This window comes from Bradyrhizobium sp. USDA 4541 (genome assembly GCF_024171085.1).
Taxonomy (GTDB): domain Bacteria; phylum Pseudomonadota; class Alphaproteobacteria; order Rhizobiales; family Xanthobacteraceae; genus Bradyrhizobium; species Bradyrhizobium australafricanum.
In genome coordinates, this window is the sequence record NZ_JALJZF010000001.1 from 7807106 (window position 1) to 7828340 (window position 21235).

General features: G+C 64.8%; 17 protein-coding genes. 13 read left to right on the top strand and 4 right to left on the bottom strand.

Annotation, left to right across the window (positions count from 1 at the left end):
* Nucleotides 1-283 precede the first annotated feature (283 nt).
* The 13 genes from J2R80_RS37535 (at nt 284) to J2R80_RS37595 (ending at nt 15099) form a co-directional block, all read left to right on the top strand.
* Complete coding sequence (locus tag J2R80_RS37535; RefSeq protein ID WP_253640349.1) at nt 284-1882, top strand: ABC transporter substrate-binding protein; 1599 nt, start codon at nt 284-286, stop codon at nt 1880-1882.
* Between the two features lie 103 nt (nt 1883-1985).
* The gene (locus tag J2R80_RS37540) at nt 1986-2966 is read left to right on the top strand and encodes an ABC transporter permease (protein WP_028331828.1); all 981 of its coding nucleotides are present in this window, start codon (nt 1986-1988) and stop codon (nt 2964-2966) included.
* A 10-nt stretch (nt 2967-2976) separates the two neighbouring features.
* Nucleotides 2977-3936, top strand: coding sequence for an ABC transporter permease (locus tag J2R80_RS37545; RefSeq protein WP_141340835.1), 960 nt, complete (start codon nt 2977-2979; stop codon nt 3934-3936).
* A complete protein-coding gene (locus J2R80_RS37550) occupies nt 3933-4916 on the top strand; it encodes an ABC transporter ATP-binding protein (RefSeq protein ID WP_141340834.1) in 984 nt (327 codons plus the stop codon). The genes J2R80_RS37545 and J2R80_RS37550 overlap by 4 nt, the downstream gene beginning before the upstream one ends.
* Nucleotides 4913-5905 carry an ABC transporter ATP-binding protein gene (locus J2R80_RS37555; protein WP_253640350.1) on the top strand — a complete coding sequence of 331 codons (993 nt, stop codon included), beginning with the start codon at nt 4913-4915 and terminating at the stop codon, nt 5903-5905. Before J2R80_RS37550 ends, J2R80_RS37555 begins: the two co-directional genes overlap by 4 nt.
* Before the next feature lie 112 nt (nt 5906-6017).
* Entirely contained in the window at nt 6018-7823 is a 1806-nt protein-coding gene (locus J2R80_RS37560) for a gamma-glutamyltransferase family protein (RefSeq protein WP_253640351.1), read from the top strand.
* A gap of 15 nt (nt 7824-7838) precedes the next feature.
* The gene (locus J2R80_RS37565; RefSeq protein WP_253640352.1) at nt 7839-8549 is read left to right on the top strand and encodes a DUF1028 domain-containing protein; all 711 of its coding nucleotides are present in this window, start codon (nt 7839-7841) and stop codon (nt 8547-8549) included.
* Nucleotides 8546-9535: an ABC transporter ATP-binding protein gene (locus tag J2R80_RS37570; protein ID WP_057017607.1), complete on the top strand. Its 990-nt coding sequence runs from the start codon at nt 8546-8548 to the stop codon at nt 9533-9535. Before J2R80_RS37565 ends, J2R80_RS37570 begins: the two co-directional genes overlap by 4 nt.
* Nucleotides 9532-10629, top strand: a complete 1098-nt coding sequence (locus J2R80_RS37575) for an ABC transporter ATP-binding protein (RefSeq protein ID WP_253640353.1) — start codon at nt 9532-9534, stop codon at nt 10627-10629. The genes J2R80_RS37570 and J2R80_RS37575 overlap by 4 nt, the downstream gene beginning before the upstream one ends.
* Nucleotides 10630-10646: 17 nt before the next feature.
* A complete protein-coding gene (locus tag J2R80_RS37580; protein WP_253640354.1) occupies nt 10647-12158 on the top strand; it encodes an ABC transporter substrate-binding protein in 1512 nt (503 codons plus the stop codon).
* A 31-nt stretch (nt 12159-12189) separates the two neighbouring features.
* Nucleotides 12190-13131 carry an ABC transporter permease gene (locus J2R80_RS37585; protein WP_016842919.1) on the top strand — a complete coding sequence of 314 codons (942 nt, stop codon included), beginning with the start codon at nt 12190-12192 and terminating at the stop codon, nt 13129-13131.
* Between the two features lie 4 nt (nt 13132-13135).
* Entirely contained in the window at nt 13136-14026 is an 891-nt protein-coding gene (locus tag J2R80_RS37590) for an ABC transporter permease (RefSeq protein ID WP_057017605.1), read from the top strand.
* Between the two features lie 236 nt (nt 14027-14262).
* A complete protein-coding gene (locus tag J2R80_RS37595; RefSeq protein ID WP_076824982.1) occupies nt 14263-15099 on the top strand; it encodes an IS5 family transposase in 837 nt (278 codons plus the stop codon).
* A 135-nt stretch (nt 15100-15234) separates the two neighbouring features.
* Here the strand turns inward: J2R80_RS37595 and J2R80_RS37600 are convergent, their stop codons facing one another.
* From J2R80_RS37600 to J2R80_RS37615, 4 genes are all read right to left on the bottom strand, one after another.
* On the bottom strand, nt 15235-15978 hold the full coding sequence (locus J2R80_RS37600; protein ID WP_253640355.1) for a hypothetical protein: 744 nt from the start codon (nt 15976-15978) through the stop codon (nt 15235-15237).
* Between the two features lie 132 nt (nt 15979-16110).
* A complete protein-coding gene (locus tag J2R80_RS37605) occupies nt 16111-19212 on the bottom strand; it encodes a multidrug efflux RND transporter permease subunit (RefSeq protein ID WP_057017603.1) in 3102 nt (1033 codons plus the stop codon).
* Between the two features lie 81 nt (nt 19213-19293).
* The gene (locus J2R80_RS37610; RefSeq protein WP_253640356.1) at nt 19294-20487 is read right to left on the bottom strand and encodes an efflux RND transporter periplasmic adaptor subunit; all 1194 of its coding nucleotides are present in this window, start codon (nt 20485-20487) and stop codon (nt 19294-19296) included.
* Between the two features lies 1 nt (nt 20488).
* Nucleotides 20489-21190, bottom strand: a complete 702-nt coding sequence (locus J2R80_RS37615) for a TetR/AcrR family transcriptional regulator (protein ID WP_076827113.1) — start codon at nt 21188-21190, stop codon at nt 20489-20491.
* Nucleotides 21191-21235 lie beyond the last annotated feature (45 nt).

Below are 21235 nucleotides of genomic sequence, written 5' to 3' on the forward strand. Positions count from 1 at the left end.
GTCGGCCTCAATCATCCGTTATGGTCAACCAAACCGTTTGGAGCGGTTGCTCGAGGCGCGCCGGTGATCATTCCCGTGACCGACAAGCGGCACTCCGAAAGTCGAATGTCACGCGTTCGCGCCAACAGCCTACTCTCCAAGCCGGTTCATTGCGCTGCACCCGCGCGGATGGGTTAACCCTTTGGCAAATCGCGCTTGCGCGGCCGGTAAACTCTGGCAACATGGATCAATAATACCAGCCGGACAAAGCAGCTGGCGGACAAAAACGGGGACGCGGGATTACATGTCGGGACGTTGGATTTTGTTTGCGGCCACTGTCGCCGCACTCGTCGCCTTTGCTTTGCCGGCATCGGCCCAAACGTTGAAGTATGCGAACCAGGGCGAGTTGAAGTCGCTGGATCCCTACACGCTGAAGGAAACCACGACGATCGCGCACCACGCCCACGTCTACGAAGGCCTCACCGCGCGCGACAAGGACCTCAAGATCATTCCGGCCCTGGCGGAAAGCTGGGAGACGCTGAGCCCGACCAAATGGCGCTTCCATCTGCGCAAGGGCGTGAAATTCCACAATGGCGATCCCTTCACCGCCGACGACGTGCTGTTCTCGGCCGAGCGCGTCCGCGCCAAGGGCTCCAACTTCCTCAGCAACGTCCCGGCCGACGCCAAGTTCAGCAAGGTCGACGACTACACCGTCGACGTAACGCTCGACTCGCCCAATCCCATCCTGATCTCGCAGTGGGATAGCTGGTACATCATGGACAAGAAGTGGAGCGAGGAGAACAACTCGGTTGCACCGACGCCGGCCTCCGCGACCACGCCGAGCTACGCGGCGCTGCACGAGAACGGCACCGGCCCCTTCACGATCGAGAGCCACCAGCCCGGCGTGAAGACCGTGTTCAAGGCGTTTGCCGGCTATTGGCGCAAGCCCGAGCATAATCTCAAGGAGATCATCTTCACCCCGATCGGCTCCGACGCCACCCGCGTTGCCGCGCTGCTCTCGGGCGAAGTCGACGTGATCGAACCGGTTCCGCTCCAGGACATCCAGCGCGTCAATTCCAGCGGCGTCGCCACCGTCATGACCGCGCCGGAGATTCGCACCATCTTCATCGGCATGGATACGGCGCGCGACGAGCTGCTGTTTTCCAACGTCAAGGGCAAGAATCCGTTCAAGGACATCCGCGTCCGCGAAGCTTTCTACAAGACCATCGACGTCGATCTGATCAAGACCCGCGTGATGCGCGGCATGTCGACCCCCTCGACGTTGATGATCGCACCCGAGCTCTATCCGCTGTCGAAGGAATTCACCCGGCCGAAGCTCGATCCTGATGGTGCCAAGAAGCTGCTGGCCGACGCCGGCTATCCGAACGGCTTCGAAGTCACGATGGACTGCCCGAACGACCGCTATGTCAACGACGCCGCGATCTGCCAGGCGGTGGTCGGCATGCTGGCCCGCATCGGCGTCAAGGTGAACCTGCTGGCGCAGCCGAAGGCGCAGTATTTTGCCAAGGTGCTGAAGCCCGGCGGCTACCAGACCTCGTTCTTCATGCTGGGCTGGACACCCGCGACGTCCGACTCGCACAACGTGCTGCACGACATCCTCGGCTGCCGCGACGATCCGAAGGATGCCACCCGGGGTGAGGCCAATCTCGGCGGCTATTGCAACAAGGAAGTCGACGCGCTCACCGACAAGGTGCTGGTCGAGGGCGACACTGCCAAGCGCGACCAGTTGATCAAGCAGGCCTACGACATTGTCATCAAGGATTACGGCTACATTCCGCTGCATCAGCAACCGCTGGTGTGGGGCGTGTCGAAAAAGGTCAAATTGACCCAGCGCGCGGACAACCAGGTGCTGCTCTACTGGGCGACCAAGCAGGGTGAATAGTGGCTTTGGCGAATTGGGTCCCGGAAGCGCAGGCTTCCGGGACCGCTCGTTTTCCGGCCGCGCAAGGCCGCGAGCCGAATGTCAAAAGCAGTGAAAGGTAGAGATGCTGGCCTTCACTCTTCGCCGCTTCCTGCAGGCGATCGGCGTGATGCTCGCCGTGGGCGTGATCGCGTTCGCGATGTTCCGCTTCGCCGGCGACCCGGTAAACCAGATCGTCTCGATCGACACCTCGGCCGCGCAGCGCGCTGAAATCCGGCACTCGCTCGGCCTTGACGATCCGGTGCTGGTGCAGTTCGGCCGCTACTTCATCAATGCGCTGCAGTTCAAGTTCGGCGTGTCCTACCAGTTCCGCCTGCCGGTCTCCTCGCTGCTGGCGGAGCGGCTGCCGGCGACGCTGGAGCTTTCGATCTGCGCCACGCTGTTCGCGATGGTGGCCGGCATCCTGATGGGGGTCTATTCGGCGCTGCGCCGCGACACCGTGCTCGCCAAATTATTCCAGGCGGTATCGCTGATCGGCATTTCGCTGCCGACCTTCCTGATCGGCATCCTCCTGATCTATCTGTTCGCGGTGACGCTGGGCTGGCTGCCCTCCTTCGGCCGCGGCGAGGTGGTGAAGCTCGGCTGGTGGACCACCGGACTGCTGACCGTCTCGGGCCTGAAGGCGCTGATCATGCCGGCGATCACGCTCGGGTTGTTCCAGATGACCCTGATCATGCGGCTGGTGCGCGCCGAAATGCTGGAAGTGTTGCGGACCGACTATATCCGCTTCGCCCGCGCCCGCGGGCTGACCACGCGCGCAATCCATTTCGGCCATGCGCTGAAGAACACCCTGGTTCCCGTGATTACGGTGGCCGGCCTGCAGTTTGGCTCGGTTATTGCTTTCTCGATCATCACCGAAACCGTGTTCCAATGGCCGGGCATGGGACTTCTCTTCGTGCAGGCCGTGCAGAATGTCGATATCCCGATCATGGCCGCATATCTGTTGATGGTCTCGCTGATCTTCGTCACCATCAATCTCGTGGTCGACATCCTCTACACCGTGGTCGATCCGCGCTTGCGCTCGACCGTCGGCCGCGCGGCGTGAGGGCTGACCGATGTCCGATGCCGTCGTCCCCCATCGTTCCCAAGGCCACCAGGCCCCTGCCGGCTGGTTCAGGCGCGCGCTCGACAGCGACATCTTCTATTCGTTCCGTCGCTCCAGGCTGACGATGGTCGCCGCCGTGATCACGCTGCTGTTCTTTCTGCTCGCAATCTTCGCGTCGTGGCTCGCGGTGCAGAACCCGTTCGATCCGGCGCAACTGCAGCTGATCAACTCGCGGATCGCGCCGCTGTGGACCACCGACGGCCAAAGCCCGTTCCTGCTCGGCACCGACGAGCAGGGCCGTGACGTGCTCTCGGCGATCCTCTACGGCCTGCGCATCTCGCTTGCGGTCGGCCTGGCCGGCGTGGTCTTCGCCGGCGCGCTCGGCATCGCCCTCGGGCTGATCGCAGGTTATTTCGGCGGCGTGGTGGACACCGTGATCATGCGGATCGCCGACGTACAGCTCACCTTCCCCGCGATCCTGATCGCGCTGCTGGTCAACGGCGTCGCCAAATCGGTGCTCGGCAGCCGGCTCGACGAGATGAGCACGCTCGGCGTCCTGATCATCGCGATCGGCCTCAGTTTCTGGGTGCAATATGCCCGCACCGTGCGCGGTTCGGTGATGGTCGAGAAGAACAAGGATTACGTGGCCGCGGCGCAGCTGATCGGCCTGCCGGCGCCGAAGATCATGCTGCGGCACGTGCTGCCCAACACGATGGGCCCGATCCTCGTCATCGCCACCATCAACCTCGCGCTCGCGATCATCACCGAGGCGACGCTGTCGTTCCTTGGCGCCGGCATGCCCGACACCATGCCCTCGCTCGGCACCCTGATCCGGATCGGCAACAACTATCTGTTCGCCGGCGAATGGTGGATCGTCGCCTTCCCCGGCATTGCGCTGGCCGGCCTGATCCTCTCCATCAACCTGCTCGGCGACTGGCTGCGCGACGCCCTCAATCCGAAGCTCCGATGACCAAGCCTGTTCTTTCCGTGCGCAATCTCGAGGTGGAATTCGTCACCCGCCGTGCGACCTTGCGCGCCATCAACGGCGTGTCATTCGACATCGCCAAGGGCGAGGTGCTCGGCGTGGTCGGCGAGTCCGGCGCCGGCAAATCGGTCACCGGCCTTGCCGTGATCGGGCTGATCGATCCGCCCGGGCGGATTTCTGGCGGCGAGATCGAGCTCTCGGGCACGCGGATCGACCATCTGCCGCCGGAGGAGATCCGCCGCATCAGGGGCAGGCGGATCGGCATGATCTTCCAGGATCCGCTGACCAGCCTCAATCCGCTCTACCGGATCGGCGACCAGATCATCGAGACCATTCGCACCCACAGCAATCTGAGCGAGAGCGCCGCGCGCAGGCGCGCCATCGATCTGTTGGCCGAAGTGGGCATTCCAGCGCCGGAGAAGCGCATCGACGGCTACCCGCACGAATTCTCCGGCGGCATGCGCCAGCGCGTCGTCATCGCGCTTGCGATCTGCGCCGAGCCCGAACTGATCATCGCCGACGAGCCGACCACCGCGCTCGACGTCTCCGTGCAGGCGCAGATCATCGCGCTGATCAAGCGCCTCGGCCGCGACCACGGCACCGCGGTGATGCTGGTGACCCACGACATGGGCGTGATCGCCGAGACCTGTGACCGCGTTGCGGTGATGTATTCCGGCCGCATCGCCGAGATCGGCCCGGTGCAGGAGGTGGTGCGCAATCCGCTGCATCCCTACGCCAGGGGCCTGATGGGTGCGATCCCGACGCTTGCCGGCGAGGACAAGCGCCTGGTGCAAATCCCCGGCTCCATGCCGCGGCTGTCGGCGATTCCGCCGGGCTGCCCGTTCAATCCGCGCTGCGCGTTTGCCTTCGATCGCTGCCACGTCGAACGCCCCGAGCCGATCCGACAGGGCACGCAGTTCGTTGCCTGTCATCTGTTCGAGCCGGCGAAGGAGACGGCGGCATGAGCGGAACATTGATCGAGGTCAGGAACCTGCGCCGCGTCTTCGACGTCTCCAAGCCGTGGCTCAACCGCGTGATCGAGGGCGGCCATCTCGAATTCCTGAAAGCCGTCGACGGCGTCTCCTTCGACATCAAGCGCGGCGAGACCTTCGCGCTGGTCGGCGAATCCGGTTCCGGCAAGACCACGGTCGCGCGCATGGTCGTCGGCCTGCTGCCGCCGAGTTCGGGCGAGGTCGTCATCGACGGGGTCTCGATGACCGATCCGCGGCAGGGCCAGGCGCGCCGCCGGCTGCGCCGGCGCATCCAGATGGTTTTCCAGGATCCCTATGCGAGCCTCAATCCGCGCTACCGGGTCGCCGCCATCGTCGCCGAGCCGATCCGCGCCTTCGACCTGATCCAGGGCGAGCGCGACATCAAGGCCCGGGTCGGCGAATTGCTCTCGCTGGTCGGCCTGCACCCCGACGACGGCCAAAAATTCCCGCACGAATTTTCCGGCGGCCAGCGCCAGCGCATCGCGATCGCCCGCGCGCTGGCATCCGAGGCCGAGTTCATCGTCTGCGACGAGCCGACTTCGGCGCTCGACGTCTCCGTGCAGGCGCAGATCCTCAACCTGATGCGCGACCTGCAAGACAAATTCGGCCTCACCTATCTCTTCATCAGCCACAATCTCGCAGTGGTCCGCCACATGGCGAGCCGGATCGGCGTGATGTATCTCGGCCGCATCGTCGAGATCGCCGAGGGTCGAGAATTGTTCGAGAACCCGCGGATGCCCTACACGAAGATGCTGCTCGGCGCGGTTCCGGACCTTGCGATGTCCGGCCGCCAGCGCATCCCGGTGAAGGGCGAGATTCCGAATCCGATCGATCCGCCGCCGGGCTGCTCGTTCAATCCGCGCTGTCCCATCGCCTTCGATCTCTGCCGCCAGAAGACACCGGAACTGATCGACGGCGTCGCCTGCCATGCCGTCAACAGTCCCGCCGTCGTTCCGGCATGATCACGAGGATGGGAGCGGCCATGTGCACCAAGCGGTTGGCATACCAGCCGGCCTGTGATCAAGTGCGGCCGCCAAAGAGGCCCAACAACAAACCGACGAACGGTCAATCGCCATGAGCAACATCAACCCCGATCCGTTCACAACCCGGCCCGAGATCGAAGGCACCTTCGGCGTCGTCACTTCGACGCACTGGATCGCCACCGCGGTCGGCATGGCAACGCTGGAGAAAGGCGGCAACGCCTTTGACGCCGGAGTAGCCACCGCCTTCACGCTACAGGTGGTCGAGCCGCACCTGAACGGCCCCGGCGGCGACGTGCCGATCATCGTGCACGACGTCAAGCGCGGCAAGAGCGAGGTGATCTGCGGACAGGGCCCGGCGCCGGCGAAGGCAACCATCGCGCATTATCGCAGCGAGGGTCTCGAGATGGTGCCCGGCACCGGCCTGCTTGCGGCCTGCGTGCCCGGCACATTCGAATCCTGGATGCTGCTGCTGCGCGACTACGGCACCATGAAGCTGCGCGACGTGCTGGAGCCCGCTATCGCCTACGCGCGCGACGGCTACCCGCTGGTCGAGCGTGCATCGGCCACCATCAAGACCGTCGAACAACTGTTCCGGAAATACTGGACCACATCGGCCGACGTCTATTTGCCTGGTGGCGAGGTGCCGAAGCCCGGCACCATCTTCACCAACAGGAAGCTCGCGGAAACTTACACACGCATCCTGACCGAGGCGGAGAGCGCAGGCCACGACCGCGTGGCGCAGATCGAGCGCGCGCGGCAGGCCTGGTCGAAGGGCTTCGTCGCCGAGGCGATCGACAAGTTCTGCCGCACCCAGGAGGTGATGGACGTCTCCGGCTCGCCGCATCGCGGCGTGCTGTCGGCCGACGACATGGCGCGCTGGCAGCCAACCATCGAGGCGCCCCTCACCTACGACTACGGCCGCTACACCGTGCAGAAGGCCGGGGTCTGGAGCCAGGGTCCGGTGATGCTGCAGCAGCTCGCGCTGCTGAAGGGTTTCGAGCTCGACGGGCTCGATCCCGCAGGCCCCGACTTCATCCATCTGCAGATCGAAGCCGCCAAGCTCGCCTATGCCGATCGCGAGACGTTCTATGGCGATCCGAAATTCACCGAGATCCCGATCGAGACGCTGCTGTCCGATGCCTATAACAACGAACGGCGCAAGCTGATCACAAAAGACAAGGCGTCGCTCGACTTCCGCCCCGGCTCGGTCGAGGGCTTCGGCGGCGTCGTGAAGTTGCGACACGCCGAAGGACATCGCGAAGCGGTCGGCGCCATGGGCGCGGGCGAGCCGACCGTCGGCCGGTTCGGCGAAGTGCGCGGCGATACCGTGCATTTCGACATCATCGACACGGCCGGCAACATGATCTCGGCGACGCCGTCCGGCGGCTGGCTGCAGTCCTCGCCGGTGATTCCCGAGATCGGCTTCTGCCTCGGCAGCCGCGCCCAGATGTTCTGGCTCGAGGAGAACCACCCTGCCTCGCTCGCGCCGGGCAAGCGGCCGCGCACCACACTCTCGCCGACCATGGCGCTGCGCGACGGCGAACCGTATCTCTCCTGGGGCTCGCCGGGCGGCGATCAGCAGGACCAGTGGATCACGCAGTTCTTCCTGCGTCATGTGCACGCCAGGCTCAATCTGCAGGAGGCCATCGACGCGCCGGCCTGGCACTCCGAGCATTTTCCGATCTCGTTCTGGCCGCGCACCTCGCGGCCCGGCGTCCTGGTGCTGGAAAACCGCGTGCCGAAATCGACCATCGACGAATTGAAACGCCGCGGCCATGTGGTTGAGATTGGTCCCGATTGGTCGGAAGGCCGCCTCACCGCGGCCTCGAAGGTCGGTGCCCGCCGCCGCGCCGCCGCCAATCCGCGCGGCATGCAGGGATACGCCGCAGGCCGCTAGACACGAAGGTTTGAGATGACCTGGTCGATCATCGCCCGCGACAGCGCCACCGGCCAGCTCGGCATCGCCGTCGCGACGCGGTTCTTCGCGGTCGGCGCGCTGGTGCCGCACATCGCACCCGGGATCGGCGCGGTGGCGACGCAGGCGCTGGTCAATCCTTATTACGGCATCGACGGCCTCGCGCTGCTGCGCGGCGGCAACAGCCCGCATGAGGTGATCGCGGCGCTGATTGCGCCCGACAGCGGCCGCGAAAGCCGGCAGGTCCATGTCATGGACGCCAGGGGCCGCATCGCGGCGCATTCCGGCAAGGACTGCATCGACTGGTTCGGCCATATCGCCGGCGACGGGTTCTCGATCGCCGGCAACATGCTGGCCGGCCCCGCGGTGCTCGACGAGACCGCGCGCGTTTATGCCGAGAACGAGAGGCTGCCGTTCGCGGAGCGGCTGATCAAGGCGATGTTCGCCGGCGAAGCGGCCGGCGGCGACAAGCGCGGCAAGCAATCGGCGGCGCTTCTGATCCACGGCGCGGAGGAATGGCCATTGCTCGCCCTGCGCGTCGACGACCACGCCGATCCCCTGCGCGAGCTGGAGCGGCTGGAGGCCGTCAGCCGCGAGCACTGGGCGCCATTCCGGAGCTTCATGCCGACCCGCGACAACCCGGCCGGAACCAGCGATCGCGCCACCATAGACGCCGGCATCGCGGCGGCAACCACGAGCCGTAAATGACAGCAGGCCCGCTGATCGAGATCGAAGGCCTGCGCGTCACCTTCCAGGGCGATGACGGCCGCACCACGCATGCCGTCGACAGCGTCGATCTCTCCGTCGCCAAGGGCGCCACGCTCGGCCTGGTCGGCGAGTCCGGCTGCGGCAAGAGCGTGACCTCGCTCGCGATCATGGGGCTGTTGCCGAAGCAATCCGCCGCGGTGTCCGGCGCGATCCGCTTCGACGGCTTCGACCTGCTCGAGGTGCCGGACGAGACGTTGCGCGACCTGCGCGGCGATCGCCTCGCGATGATCTTCCAGGAGCCGATGACCTCGCTCAATCCGAGCTTTACCATCGGCGACCAGATCACGGAGACGATTCTGCGCCACCGCGGCGGCTCCCGGCGCGCGGCGCGCGAACGCACCATCGAGCTGCTGCGCCGCGTGCATATTCCCTCGCCCGAGAAACGCATCGACGAGTTTCCGCACAAGCTGTCCGGCGGCATGCGCCAGCGCGTGATGATCGCGATGGCGCTGGCCTGCGATCCGCAGCTTCTGATCGCCGACGAGCCGACCACCGCGCTCGACGTCACCTTGCAGGCCCAGATCCTCGATCTGATGCGGGAGCTGAAGGCTGCGAGCGGCGCCGCGATCATCCTGATCACCCACGATCTCGGCGTCGTCGCCGAAGTCTGCGACGAGGTCGCGGTGATGTATGCCGGCGAAATCGTCGAGCGCGCGCCGGTCGACGAGCTGTTCGCCAATCCGCAGCATCCCTACACGGTCGGACTGCTCGGCTCGATCCCGCGGCTCGATCGCCGCACCAGCCATCTCGCCTCCATCGAGGGCATGGTGCCGAACATGGCGAACCCGCCCGCCGGCTGCCGCTTCGCCGCGCGCTGTCCGTTCGTCGAGGATGCCTGCACCAAATCGCCGCCGCCGCTCGCGCTGCTGAGCCCAACCCACGCCTCGCGCTGCCTCCGCGCGCCGCTGGAGCGGCTGGTGTCATGACCGCGCTGCTCGAGGTCGAAGGGCTGGTCAAGCATTTCGTCGCCGAACGCTCGCTGTTCGGCCGGCCGACCGCCCATGTGAAGGCGGTCGATGGCGTCAGCTTCACGGTCGAGGCCGGCAAGACGCTGGCGCTGGTTGGCGAATCCGGCTGCGGCAAATCCACCGTCAGTCGGCTGGTGCTGCGGCTGATCGAGCCGGATGCCGGCCGTATCCGCTTCGGGGGCCGCGACCTCGGCACGCTCAATGCCGAGCAGTTGCGCGCATTCCGCCGCGACGCGCAGCTGATCTTTCAGGACCCCTACGCCTCGCTCAACCCGCGCATGACGGTGAGCCAGATCCTGACCGAGCCGCTGGCACTGCACAATCTCGTCCCGGCCGCGGACCGCCGCGAGCGGGTCGAGCAGCTGTTGCGCCTGGTCGGGCTCGAGCCGCGGTTCGCGCGGCGCTATCCACATGAATTCTCCGGCGGCCAGCGCCAGCGCATCGCGATTGCCCGCGCGCTCGCGGTCGAGCCGAAGCTGATCATCTGCGACGAGCCGGTGTCGGCGCTCGACGTCTCGATCCGTTCCCAGATCCTGAATTTGCTGCGCGACCTGCAGGATCGCCTGAAGCTCGCCTACATCTTCGTCTCGCACGATCTCGCCGTAGTGAAGCACATCGCCGATCGCGTCGCCGTGATGAATCTCGGCACCATCGTCGAGACCGCGGATGCCCAAGCGCTGTTCGCCGCGCCGCGCCATCCCTATAGCCGCGCGCTGCTGTCGGCGATCCCGGTGCCGAAGCCGCGTGCGAAGCGCAGCCGCATCGTGCTGGAGGGCGAACTGCCGAGCGCGCTCAATCCGCCCTCCGGCTGCCGCTTCCATACCCGCTGTCCCTATGTGATCGCGCGCTGCCGCAGCGAGGTTCCGCAATTGCGCGAAGATGGCACCGGTTATGCATCGGCCTGTCACCGGACGGGCGAGCTGCCCGACGCGGAGGCGATCGTGCCCTCCGATGGCGGGTTCTCGCCGACACTGGAAAAGCTGGTGGCGGCGTTCAATGCGGCGGAAGCCTCGGGACAGCCCGGGGTTATTTCACAGGGAACAGAGGCGTAGGGAACAAGGGGTTGGCGATGAGATTTTGGCGCTTGGCGGTCCTGATGGCGGCCCTCGTGACCTGGTGCGGAACGAGCGCGCGTGCCGAGACGACACTCCGCATCGGGCTCGCCGAGGACCCGGACATCCTCGATCCTTCAATCGGACGCACCTATGTCGGCCGCATCGTCTTTTCAGCCTTCTGCGACAAGCTGTTCGACATCGACGAGAAGCTGAACATCGTTCCGCAACTCGCGCTGTCCTACGAGAACTCGGCCGACGGCAAGGAGATGACGATCAAGCTCCGGCCGGGCGTCAAGTTCCACGACGGTGAGCCGTTCGACGCCGAAGCCGCCAAATTCTCGCTGGAGCGCCATCTGACGCTGCCGACCTCGTTTCGCAAACCGGAATTGGCTGCGCTCGACCACGTCGACGTCGTTGATCCCCTGACCATCAAGCTGGTGCTCAAGACGCCCTACTCGCCGCTGATCGCCCAGTTGACCGACCGCGCCGGCATGATGGTTTCGCCGAAGGCGGTGAAGGAAGCGGGCGACAAATTCGGCCTGCATCCAGTCTGCGCCGGACCCTACAAGTTCGTCGAACGCGTGCAGCAGGACCGCATGGTGTTCGAGAAATTCGGGGATTACTGGAACAAGGACAACGTCTTCATCGATCGCATCGTGTTCCTTCCTATCGTCGATGCCACGGTGCGGCTCGCCAATCTGAAATCCGGCGGGCTCGACCTGATCGAGCGCGTGCTCGCCACCGATATCAAGGACGTCCGAAGTGACAAGCGGCTCGTGCTGTCGACCGCACCTGAACTCGGCTATCTCGGCCTCACCATCAACATCGGCAACGACAAGAGCAAGGGGCCGCTCAGCCAGTCGGAAAAGGTGCGCCAGGCGCTCGATCTGTCGATTGACCGCGAGGCGCTCAACCAGGTCGTCTTCAACGGCGAGTTCACGCCGGGCAATCAGTGGGTCAGCCCGACACACCCTTACTATCAGAAGGCGTTTCCGGTTCGGGGACGCGACATTGCCAAGGCCAAGGCGCTGCTGAAGGAGGCCGGTGTCACGCTGCCCGTCGCCATCGACTACATGGTCCCCAAAGGCGCCGAGAACGAAGCCGTAGCCCAGGTCGTGCAGTCGATGGCGGCCGAAGCCGGCTTTGACATCAAGATCCGCGTGGTCGAATTCGCGACGACTTTCAAGCAGGCCCAGGCCGGCGAATTTCAGGTGTTTCAGATCAACTGGAGCGGCCGGATCGATCCCGACGGCAATTCCTATGTCTTCCTGCACACCAAGGCGCCGCAGAACGATGGCGGCTATTCTAACGCGGAAGCCGACAAGCTGATGGAAGATGCACGGCTGATCAACGATCCCGCCCAGCGCAAGGCAATCTACGAGAAGATGACCAGGATCGTGCTCAATGACGAGCCGATCATCTATCTCTATCACCGCACACTCCTGATCGCGCATTCCACAAAAGTCGCGGGTTACCGGCAGATGCCGGACGGATTGGTGCGCGTGGTCGGGCTGAAATTGAAATGATCGCCACAGCGCAGGACACGCGGGGCCGACAATGCTGAACTTCCTCGCCAAGCGGCTGGTTCAGCTGGTCCCGACGCTGTTCTTCGTCTCGCTCCTGATCTTCTCGCTGCAACATTTGCTGCCCGGCGATCCGGCACTCGTCATGGCCGGCGAGGAGCGCGATCCGGCCGTCATCGAACAGATCCGCCAGCAATACCATTTGGATCAACCGATCCCGGTGCAATACGCCTATTGGGTCAAGGGCGTGCTCACGGGCGACCTCGGCGAGTCACTGCGCAACAAGATGCCGGTGTCGAGCCTGATCGCGCAGAAGCTGCCGGTTACGATGCAAATCGCCGGCATGGCGATCGTGGTCGCCTTCCTGATCGGCATTCCCGCCGGCATCATCTCGGCGGTGAAAATCGGCACCGCGTGGGACTATGGCGCCAATTTGTTCGCGCTGTGGGGTATCTCGACGCCGAATTTCTGGCTCGGCATCATGCTGATCTTCCTGTTCTCCGTCGAACTTGGCTGGCTGCCGGCCTCCGGCTACGTGCCGCTCAGCGAAAACTGGCGCGCGAGCCTCGCCGCATCGGTCATGCCGGCCTTCGTGCTCGGCAATGCGATCGCGGCGATCCTGATGCGGCATACGCGAAGCGCGATGCTGCAGGTGCTGGAGAGCGACTATGTCCGCACCGCGCGCGCCAAGGGCCTGTCCGAGCGCACCGTGATCCTCAAGCATGCGATGCGCAACGCGCTGACGCCGATCATCACGCTCGGCGCGCTCGAGCTCGGCACGCTGCTGTCGGGCGCGGTGCTCACTGAGCAGATCTTCTCGATCCCGGGCTTCGGCAAGCTGATCGTCGATGCCGTGTTCAACCGCGACTATGCGGTCGTGCAGGGCGTGGTGCTGACCACGGCGACGATCTACATCACGCTCAACCTGATCGCCGACATCGCCTACATCCTCGTCAACCCGCGGCTGAGGGGTTGATCGGATGACCGACGCTGCACTCAGCCCCCTCGCTCCGCTTGCCGCCGCCGAAACGCTCGAGAGCCCGGCGCGGCGCGCCTGGCGGCGGCTGATCCGGCGCAAGGGTGCCGTGCTCGGGCTCACCGTGATCGCGCTCTTCATCCTGCTCGCCGTGTTCGCGCCGTTGATCGTGCCCTATGATCCGGTCGCGACGAGCTGGTCGCTGGTACGCAAGGCGCCGTCGGCGCAGCACTGGCTCGGCACCGACGAGCTCGGCCGCGACGTGTTCGCCCGCGTCGTGTTCGGCGCTCGCGCCTCGCTGCTTGCCGGCGTCATCTCGGTCGGCATCGCGCTTGCGGTCGGCGTGCCGCTCGGCCTCGTCGCCGGCTATCGCGGCGGTTTCATCGACGCGCTGATCAGCCGCATCACCGATGCAATGCTGGCCTGCCCGTTCCTGATCCTGGCGATCGCACTCGCAGCGTTCCTCGGCCCGAGTCTTAGCAATGCCATGATCGCGATCGGCGTCTCGGCGACCCCGATCTTCATCCGCCTGACCCGCGGCCAGGTGATGAGCGTCAAGGTCGAGGACTACGTCGAGGCGGCGCGCGCCATGGGCAATCCGCGCTGGCGCATCGCGCTGGTCCACATCCTGCCCAACATCCTGCCGGCGCTGCTTGTGCAGGCGACGCTGTCGATCGCGGCCGCGATCATCGCCGAGGCCGCGCTGTCGTTCCTCGGCCTCGGCCAGCAGCCGCCGGCGCCGTCCTGGGGCAGCATGCTCAACGCCGCGCAACGCTTCCTGACCAGCGCGCCATGGATGGCAGTCTGGCCTGGGCTTGCGATCTTCCTGGTCGTGTTGTCGTTCAATCTGGTCGGCGACGGCCTGCGCGACGCGCTCGATCCGAAGGCGCGGTAGTGGATTCGTGCCACAGCGAGCGCCTGTGCTCTCTCCGTCACCCCCGCGCAAAGGCTCGCCTTTGTCGCTGGAGGAGCGCGCATCTTGCGCGCGTCTCGAAGGGTCGACGGCCACCGACCGGGCCGTTCATCCTTCGAGACGCGCTACGCGCTCCTCAGAGCCTGACTGAAAAATGGGTGAGTGATCTCAGTGGGGTGTGATTCCATCGGATTTGCAAAGATTCGAGGGAGAGCACGATGCCCTGGACCAAGATCACTCGGGAGCAATATCGGCGGGACGATCTGCGTTATGCAAGCGATATGACCGATGCGGAGTGGGCGGTGATCAGACGCCTGTTGCCGCGAGCGAACCGGCGCGGCCGGCCGCGTAAGACGGAGCTGCGTCGTGTGATCGAAGCGATCCTCTATATCGTTTCGACCGGCTGCCAGTGGCGGGCGTTGCCGCAGGAGTTCCCGCCCTATTCGACGGTGCAGGGCTATTTTTATAGATGGCGGGATACAGGCCGGTGGCAGAGGATTGTCAGCGTGCTTGTCCGCCGGGCGCGAAAAAAGCTTGGACGGACACCGAAGCCGACGGCAGCCGTGATCGACAGTCAAAGTGCGCCAACCACGCAAGCTGGCGGACCGCGCGGCTACGATGCAGGCAAGCGCATCTACGGCCGCAAGCGGCACATCGTGACGGATACCAATGGCCTCCTCCTCGGGGTTCATGTTCATCCGGCCAACGTTCAGGACTGCCATGGCGCCGTACCGCTGCTGAAGAACGTGCGGATGAACTTCCCCCGGCTGCGCCACGTCTTTGCCGACCGGATCTACCGCGGAAATCAACTCCTCGACGCGCTCTCAGACTGCGGTCCATGGACTGTCGAGATCGTCGAGCGGCCCCAAGGCGTCAAAGGCTTCCAGCTTCTGCCGAGGCGGTGGGTGGTTGAACGCACATTCGCTTGGTTCGGCAGATGCCGCCGCCTCGCCAAGGACTTCGAGGCGACGGTGGCAACCGAAGCTGCCTGGCTGCTGATTGCACACATCAGGCTCCTGACCCGCAGACTCGCGGCTGCAGCTAAGGTTGGGTGATTTATGAGTCAGACTCTCAGGATGACGGGACACCAAGTTCTCGTCATTGCGAGCGAAGCGAAGCAATCCACCATCACCGAGCATGCGGAACTATGGATTGCTTCGTCGCTTCGCTCCTCGCAATGACGGCGGAAGCTAAATCACCACTTCCCTGAGCACCCTGCGGCAATCCATCTCGTATTCGAGATCGACGACCGGCGGGCGACAGAAGTGCCAGGTCAGGCCGGAGCGGGTGGCGCCGCGGCGGACCAGCTCGTCGACGAGCACGGGATGGATGTCGTGCACGGTGTAGGCCTGCACCGCCGTCGTCTCCTGCCAGCCGAAGCTGAACTCCGCAAGACGGCGTTCCATCTCGCCGGCGGTGAAGCGGACCTTCTCCCGCCACGCGCCGGGACTGAGATCGCGATAGCAGACGATGCGGTCGGGATAGCTGGCGGTGCCGCCGCGGGCCTCCGCGCCGCCGGCGATCACGAAAGACGGCGACGTCGTCGTGCTCGGCCGCGTGAACGAGAACGCATGGAACGACGGCTCGGCCGGCGGATCGATCTCGGGACAGACGTTGCTGCGCGCCACCGGATTGATGGTGCCGTCGAACAGGCCCCATTCGGCGAGCGTCTTGACGTAGTGCTGGTTGAAGGCACGGAAGCCGTCCTCGGTGAAGGCGGCCGGCGAACGCAATTCGCAGGCGCAGAACGCGGTCAGCGGCCGGCCGGCGTCGCGGATGTAGGTCGCGATCCGCGCAAAACCTTCCGCGAGCGGCAGCAGGCGATCGAAGCGCACCCGCTCGATCTCATAGCCCGCGTTCGCCTGCGCGCCGCTTGAATATTGGAACACGGCCGGAATGAACCGGTAGTTGCCCGCCGCAAACTCGCTCGCCATGCCTGTTTCCTCCGGATTTCCTTGAGGTGAGTGCTTTCTGCCCGCCCTCGGCAAAGGCTATCACGAGACAAAGAAAAGGCGGCAGTGGCTTTCGCCAGTGCCGCCTTCCCCGCGAGCATGAGCTTGGAGGGCTCAGGTCGGTTTCAGCGCGCCGCCGCGACGGTCGAGCTCGTAGTCGGCGATCTGCTTGGCGCGATCGGAATGGGCCGCGGCCTGGTGGTCGGTCGCGATCACCGTGTAGACCATCGGCAGCACGAACAGCGTGAACAGCGTGCCGATCGTCATACCGGCTACGACCACGAGCCCGATCGAGAAGCGGCTGGCAGCGCCGGCGCCCGAGGCCGTGAGCAGCGGCAGCAGGCCGGTGACCATGGCCGCCGTCGTCATCAGGATCGGACGCAGGCGGATCCGGGCGGCCATCTCGATGGCCGCGCGGCGGTCCAGTCCCTCGTTGAGCTGCAACTCGTTGGCGAACTCCACCATCAGGATGCCGTGCTTGGTGATCAATCCGACCAACGTCAGCAGGCCCACCTGGGTGTAGATGTTCATGGTGGCGACGCCGAAGAACAGCGGGATCAGGGCGCCGACGATCGCCATCGGCACCGAGATCATGATCACGAACGGATCCCGCAGGCTCTCGAACTGCGCCGCCAGCACCAGGAAGATGATGATGATGGCGAACGCGAAGGTGACCAGCAGCTGGTTGCCTTCGTGGACGTATTGCCGGGAGTCGGCCAGGAAGTCGTAGCTGAAGCCGGACGGCAGCTTCTTGGCTTCACCCTGCAGGAACTCCACCGCCTGGCCCATCGAGACGCCGGGCATCGGCACCGCCTGGAAGGTCGACGAGTTGAGCTGGTTGTAGTGTGTCAGCGCGTTCGGATCGACGCCGGTCTCGACCGAAACCACGGTGGACAGCCGCACCAGCTGCCCGGTCGCGGTCGGGACGTAGTAATCGTTGAATGCCTCAGGCGCGAGCCGGCTGGCGCGCGGCACCTGCGGGATCACCTGGTAGGAGCGTCCTTCCAGATTGAAGCGGTTGACATAGTTGCCGCCCAGCAGCGTCGCCAGGGCGCCGCCGATCGACTGCATGGTGATGCCGAGGTCGCTCGCCTTCGAGCGGTCGACCTTCACCCGGACCACCGGCTGGTTGAAGTCAAGGTCGCTGTCGGTGACGATGAACAGGCCGCTCTTACGCGCCGCATCCTTCAGCTTGCTCATCTGGTCGAACACCTGCTGGAATCCGGCCGTCGAAGAGATCACCATCTGTACCGGCAGACCGCCGGGGCCGCCGGGCAGCGGCGGCAGACTGAACGCGAACGCGCTGATGCCCTCGATCTTGGACAGCTCGGCCTGAACCAGCGGCTGCAGCGCCTGCGCGCTGCGCTTGCGCTCATCCCACGGCTTGAGCAGCATGCCCGCGAAGCCGCCCTGCGGACCGGTGATGCCGTTCAGGATGAACCGCAGGTCGGTCTCGGGAAACTTCTGGAACTCCTTGTCCATCTTGTCGCCGTAGAAATCGATGTAGTCGATGTTGGCGTATTTCGGCGCCTTGGTCACCGCGAACACGATGCCCTGGTCCTCCTGCGGCGCCAGCTCCTTCTGGATGTGCATATAGAGGAAGCCGACCAGACCGAGGATGGTCACGGCGAACAGCGCCGTGATCGGGCGGTAGTCGAGCGAACGGTCGAGCTGACGGCCATAGGCCCGCGTCAACGCGCCGAACACGCGATTGACCACCTTGGCGAAACGCCCCTCCTCCGCGCTCTTGAGGAACACCGAGCACATCATAGGCGACAGCGTCAGCGCGATCACGCCCGACACGATCACCGAGCCCGCCAGCGTGAAGGCGAATTCGCGGAACAGCGTGCCGGTCACGCCGCCGAGGAAGCCGATCGGCGCGTACACCGCCGCCAGCGTGATCGTCATGGAGACGACGGGACCGACGATCTCCCGGGCACCCTTTAGCGATGCCTGCACCGGTGGCAGGCCCTCCTCGAGATGTCGATGGATGTTCTCCACGACCACGATCGCGTCGTCGACCACGAGGCCGATCGCCAGCACCATCGCCAGCAGCGTCAGCAGGTTGAAGCTGAAGCCGGCGGCCAGCATCAGGATGCAGACGCCAATCAGCGACAGCGGGATGGTGACGACGGGAATGATCACCGACCGCAGCGAGGCCAGGAACAGGAAGATGACGACGACGACGATCAGGACCGCTTCAGTGAGCGTCTTCTCGACCTCATCGATCGACGATTGAATGAACTTCGTGGAATCGTAGGCCACCTTCATCTTCATCGACGGCGGCAGGTTGCGCTCGAGGTCGGGGAACAGCGCGCGCACGCCCTTCACCAGGGTCAGCGGGTTGCCCTGCGGCGTCGCTTTGATGCCGATGAAGATCGCATGCTCGCCGTTGAAGGCGACGCTGGCGTCCGTGCTCTGCGCCGCGAGCTCCACCGTCGCGATGTCCTCGATGCGCACGAAGCCGCCGTCCTTCGCCTTCACGATCATCCGCTTGAACTGGTCGATGTTCTGAAGGTCGGTATTGGCCGAGACGTTGGAGACGATGAAGAAGCCCTTGGTCTGGCCGGCGGCCGCCTGGAAGTTGTTGGCGGCGATCGCGGCGGCGACGTCGTTGGGCGATACGCCGCGTCCGGCCATGCGGGTCGGATCGAGCCAGACGCGCATCGCGAAGGTCTGGCCGCCGAGGATGTCGGCCGAGGCGACGCCATCGACCGTCGAGAGCACCGGCTGCACGACGCGGGTCAGATAGTCGGAGATCGACGATCCGGTCAGCTCCTCGCTGGAGAAGCCGAGATACATCACGGCGATGGTGTCACCGGTCGCCTTGGTCACGACGGGATCGAAGGCTTCCTTCGGGATCAGGTATTTGACCGAGTTGACCTTGGCGAGCACCTCGGTGAGCGCCTGGTTCGGATCGTGATTGAGCTTGACGTAGACCTGAATCGTCGAGGTGCCGAGCACCGAGTTCGACGTCATGTAATCGACGCCTTCGGCCGACGCGACGGCCTGCTCGATCGGCGTGGTGATGAAGCCGTTGATCAGCTCGGGCGACGCACCGGGATATGACGTGGTGATCGTCACGACGGTGTTCGAAAGATTCGGATATTGCCGGATCGGCAAAACCATCGCCGCGCGCAGGCCGATCAGCAGGATCAGCAGACTGACGACGACCGACAGCACCGGGCGCTTGATGAAAATATCAGTGAAGGCCATCGCCAACTCGATTCGTGTTCTGCCGGCTTGCGGCAAGATGTGGCGGAGGGCCGATGGCCCTCCGAGTTCGATGAATGAAGATCAGTAGCGCGGCGGTTCGGCCGGAACCGGCGGCGGCGGATCGGTCGAGATCGCAACCGGCATGCCCGACTGCAGCTTGATCTGGCCGACTGCGACGACCTTGTCCCCCGCCTTCAGACCCTTGAGGATCTCGACACGGCCCTCGACGCGGTTGCCGGTCTTCACGAAGGTGCGGTCCGCGGTCAGGATGGTCTTGCCGTCGTCGCCCTTCTTCTCGGTGATCAGGAACACCGAGTCGCCGTACAGCGTGTAGTCGACCGCGGTTTCGGGAATGGTCACGACTGGCGGCTTCCCGGGCAGCACGATCGTGGTGGTCGCGAACATGCCGGGCTTGAGGATGCTGTCCGGATTCTGGATCGTGGCCTGCACCCGGATGTTGCGGGTGTCGGTCGCGATCTGCGGCTCGATGGTCGTGATCTTGCCCTCGAAGGTGCGGCCCGGATAGGCGTCGACCGAGACCCGTACGGCCTGGCCGACCTTGATCTGAGAGCTCTGCTTCTCGGTGACGGTCAGGTTGGCGTACAGCACCGACAGATCGGTCAGCGACACGATCTGCGTGCCGGCCGTCAGATACTGGCCGACTTCGACCTGGCGCACGCCGAGATCGCCTTCGAACGGTGCGCGCACCAGCTTCTGCGAGATCAGCGCTTCGGTCTTGGCAATGCCCGCCTTGGCCTGGTCGTAAGCCGCCTGCGCCGTATCGACGGTCGACTGCGGACCGAACTGGCGCGACGCGAGTTGCTTGGCGCGGTCGAGCTGCAGCTCGCCCACGGTCGCCTGCGCCTTGTAGTTGGCGAGGTCGCCCTGCTCCGGTGCGTCGAACAACTGCACCAGCGGCGTACCGGCCTTTACGTGGCTGCCGGCGGTGAACTGGATCTCGGTGATGCGGCCCGGCACGTCGGTCGTGACGTTGACCTGGTGCACGGCGACGAGATCGCCGACAGCGGTCAGCAGGTTCGGAATCACCTCAGTCTTCGCCTCGACGGCCGACACGTTCGCCGGCGGCGGCTTATTGTTGGCAAAGAACTGCGCGATCATGTGGCTGCGGAAGGCGTTGAAGCCGACCAGCGCACCGACGAGCAGGGCCAGCAACAGGCCTACGATGATCAACCAGCGCACCATGCGGACGGGACGCTTGGCTTGCTTCTCCTTGATCGGTTGCCCCGAGATGTGGCTTTCGGTCTGAATATTCATGTCATGCACTTTCTGCAGTTACCGACGGTCCTGCGATCGGCGACGGCTGGCGGCCCAAATGAGTTGAAATTGCGGCTTCGGTAAGTCCGATGCCGCGAAGGATGAATTGGCAAAGCTGCCGCTCGGCCGCAGCGGCATCGCCGTAGGGGAGACATGGTGTCGCAGGCAGCTGGGTCAGCGCACCCATCAGCACGGTATGGTGCGCAAACCAGAACAGGTTGAGCGGCTCGTCGCCGATCTTCGTGGCCTCGCCGGCGGCGATCGCCCGCTCGAGCGAGGCGGCGAAGGTCGGGCCGATCAGCTTGCCGACCTTGTCATAGAGCAGGCGCGCGAACTCGCCGTCGTCGAGATGGCTCGTCACCATCAGCCGCATCCGCTGCGTCTCTTCCTGGTCCGGCGCATCACGCAACTGCATGAAGTGATCGACCATGCCTTGCACCAGCTCGACCAGGGTCGCGGTCGAGGGCTCCTGGCCGAGCAGATGCGCGAGATCGGGATCCGCCTCGCACTCCTCGGCAAGGATCTCGGCATAGAGCGCCGCCTTGGACGGGAAGTGCTTGAACAGCAGCCCTTCCGAAATGGCAGCCGCGGCCGCCACGCTCTTTGTCGTGGTGCCGGCAAAGCCGCTGCGGGCGAAACACCGCTTGGCGGCGCTCAGGATCAACTGACGCCGCAAGTCACTCGTCATGCGTAAGGTAGACATTTGGGTCGTGAGTAATCACTCACTTTACCAAAAGTCAAGGTTCTA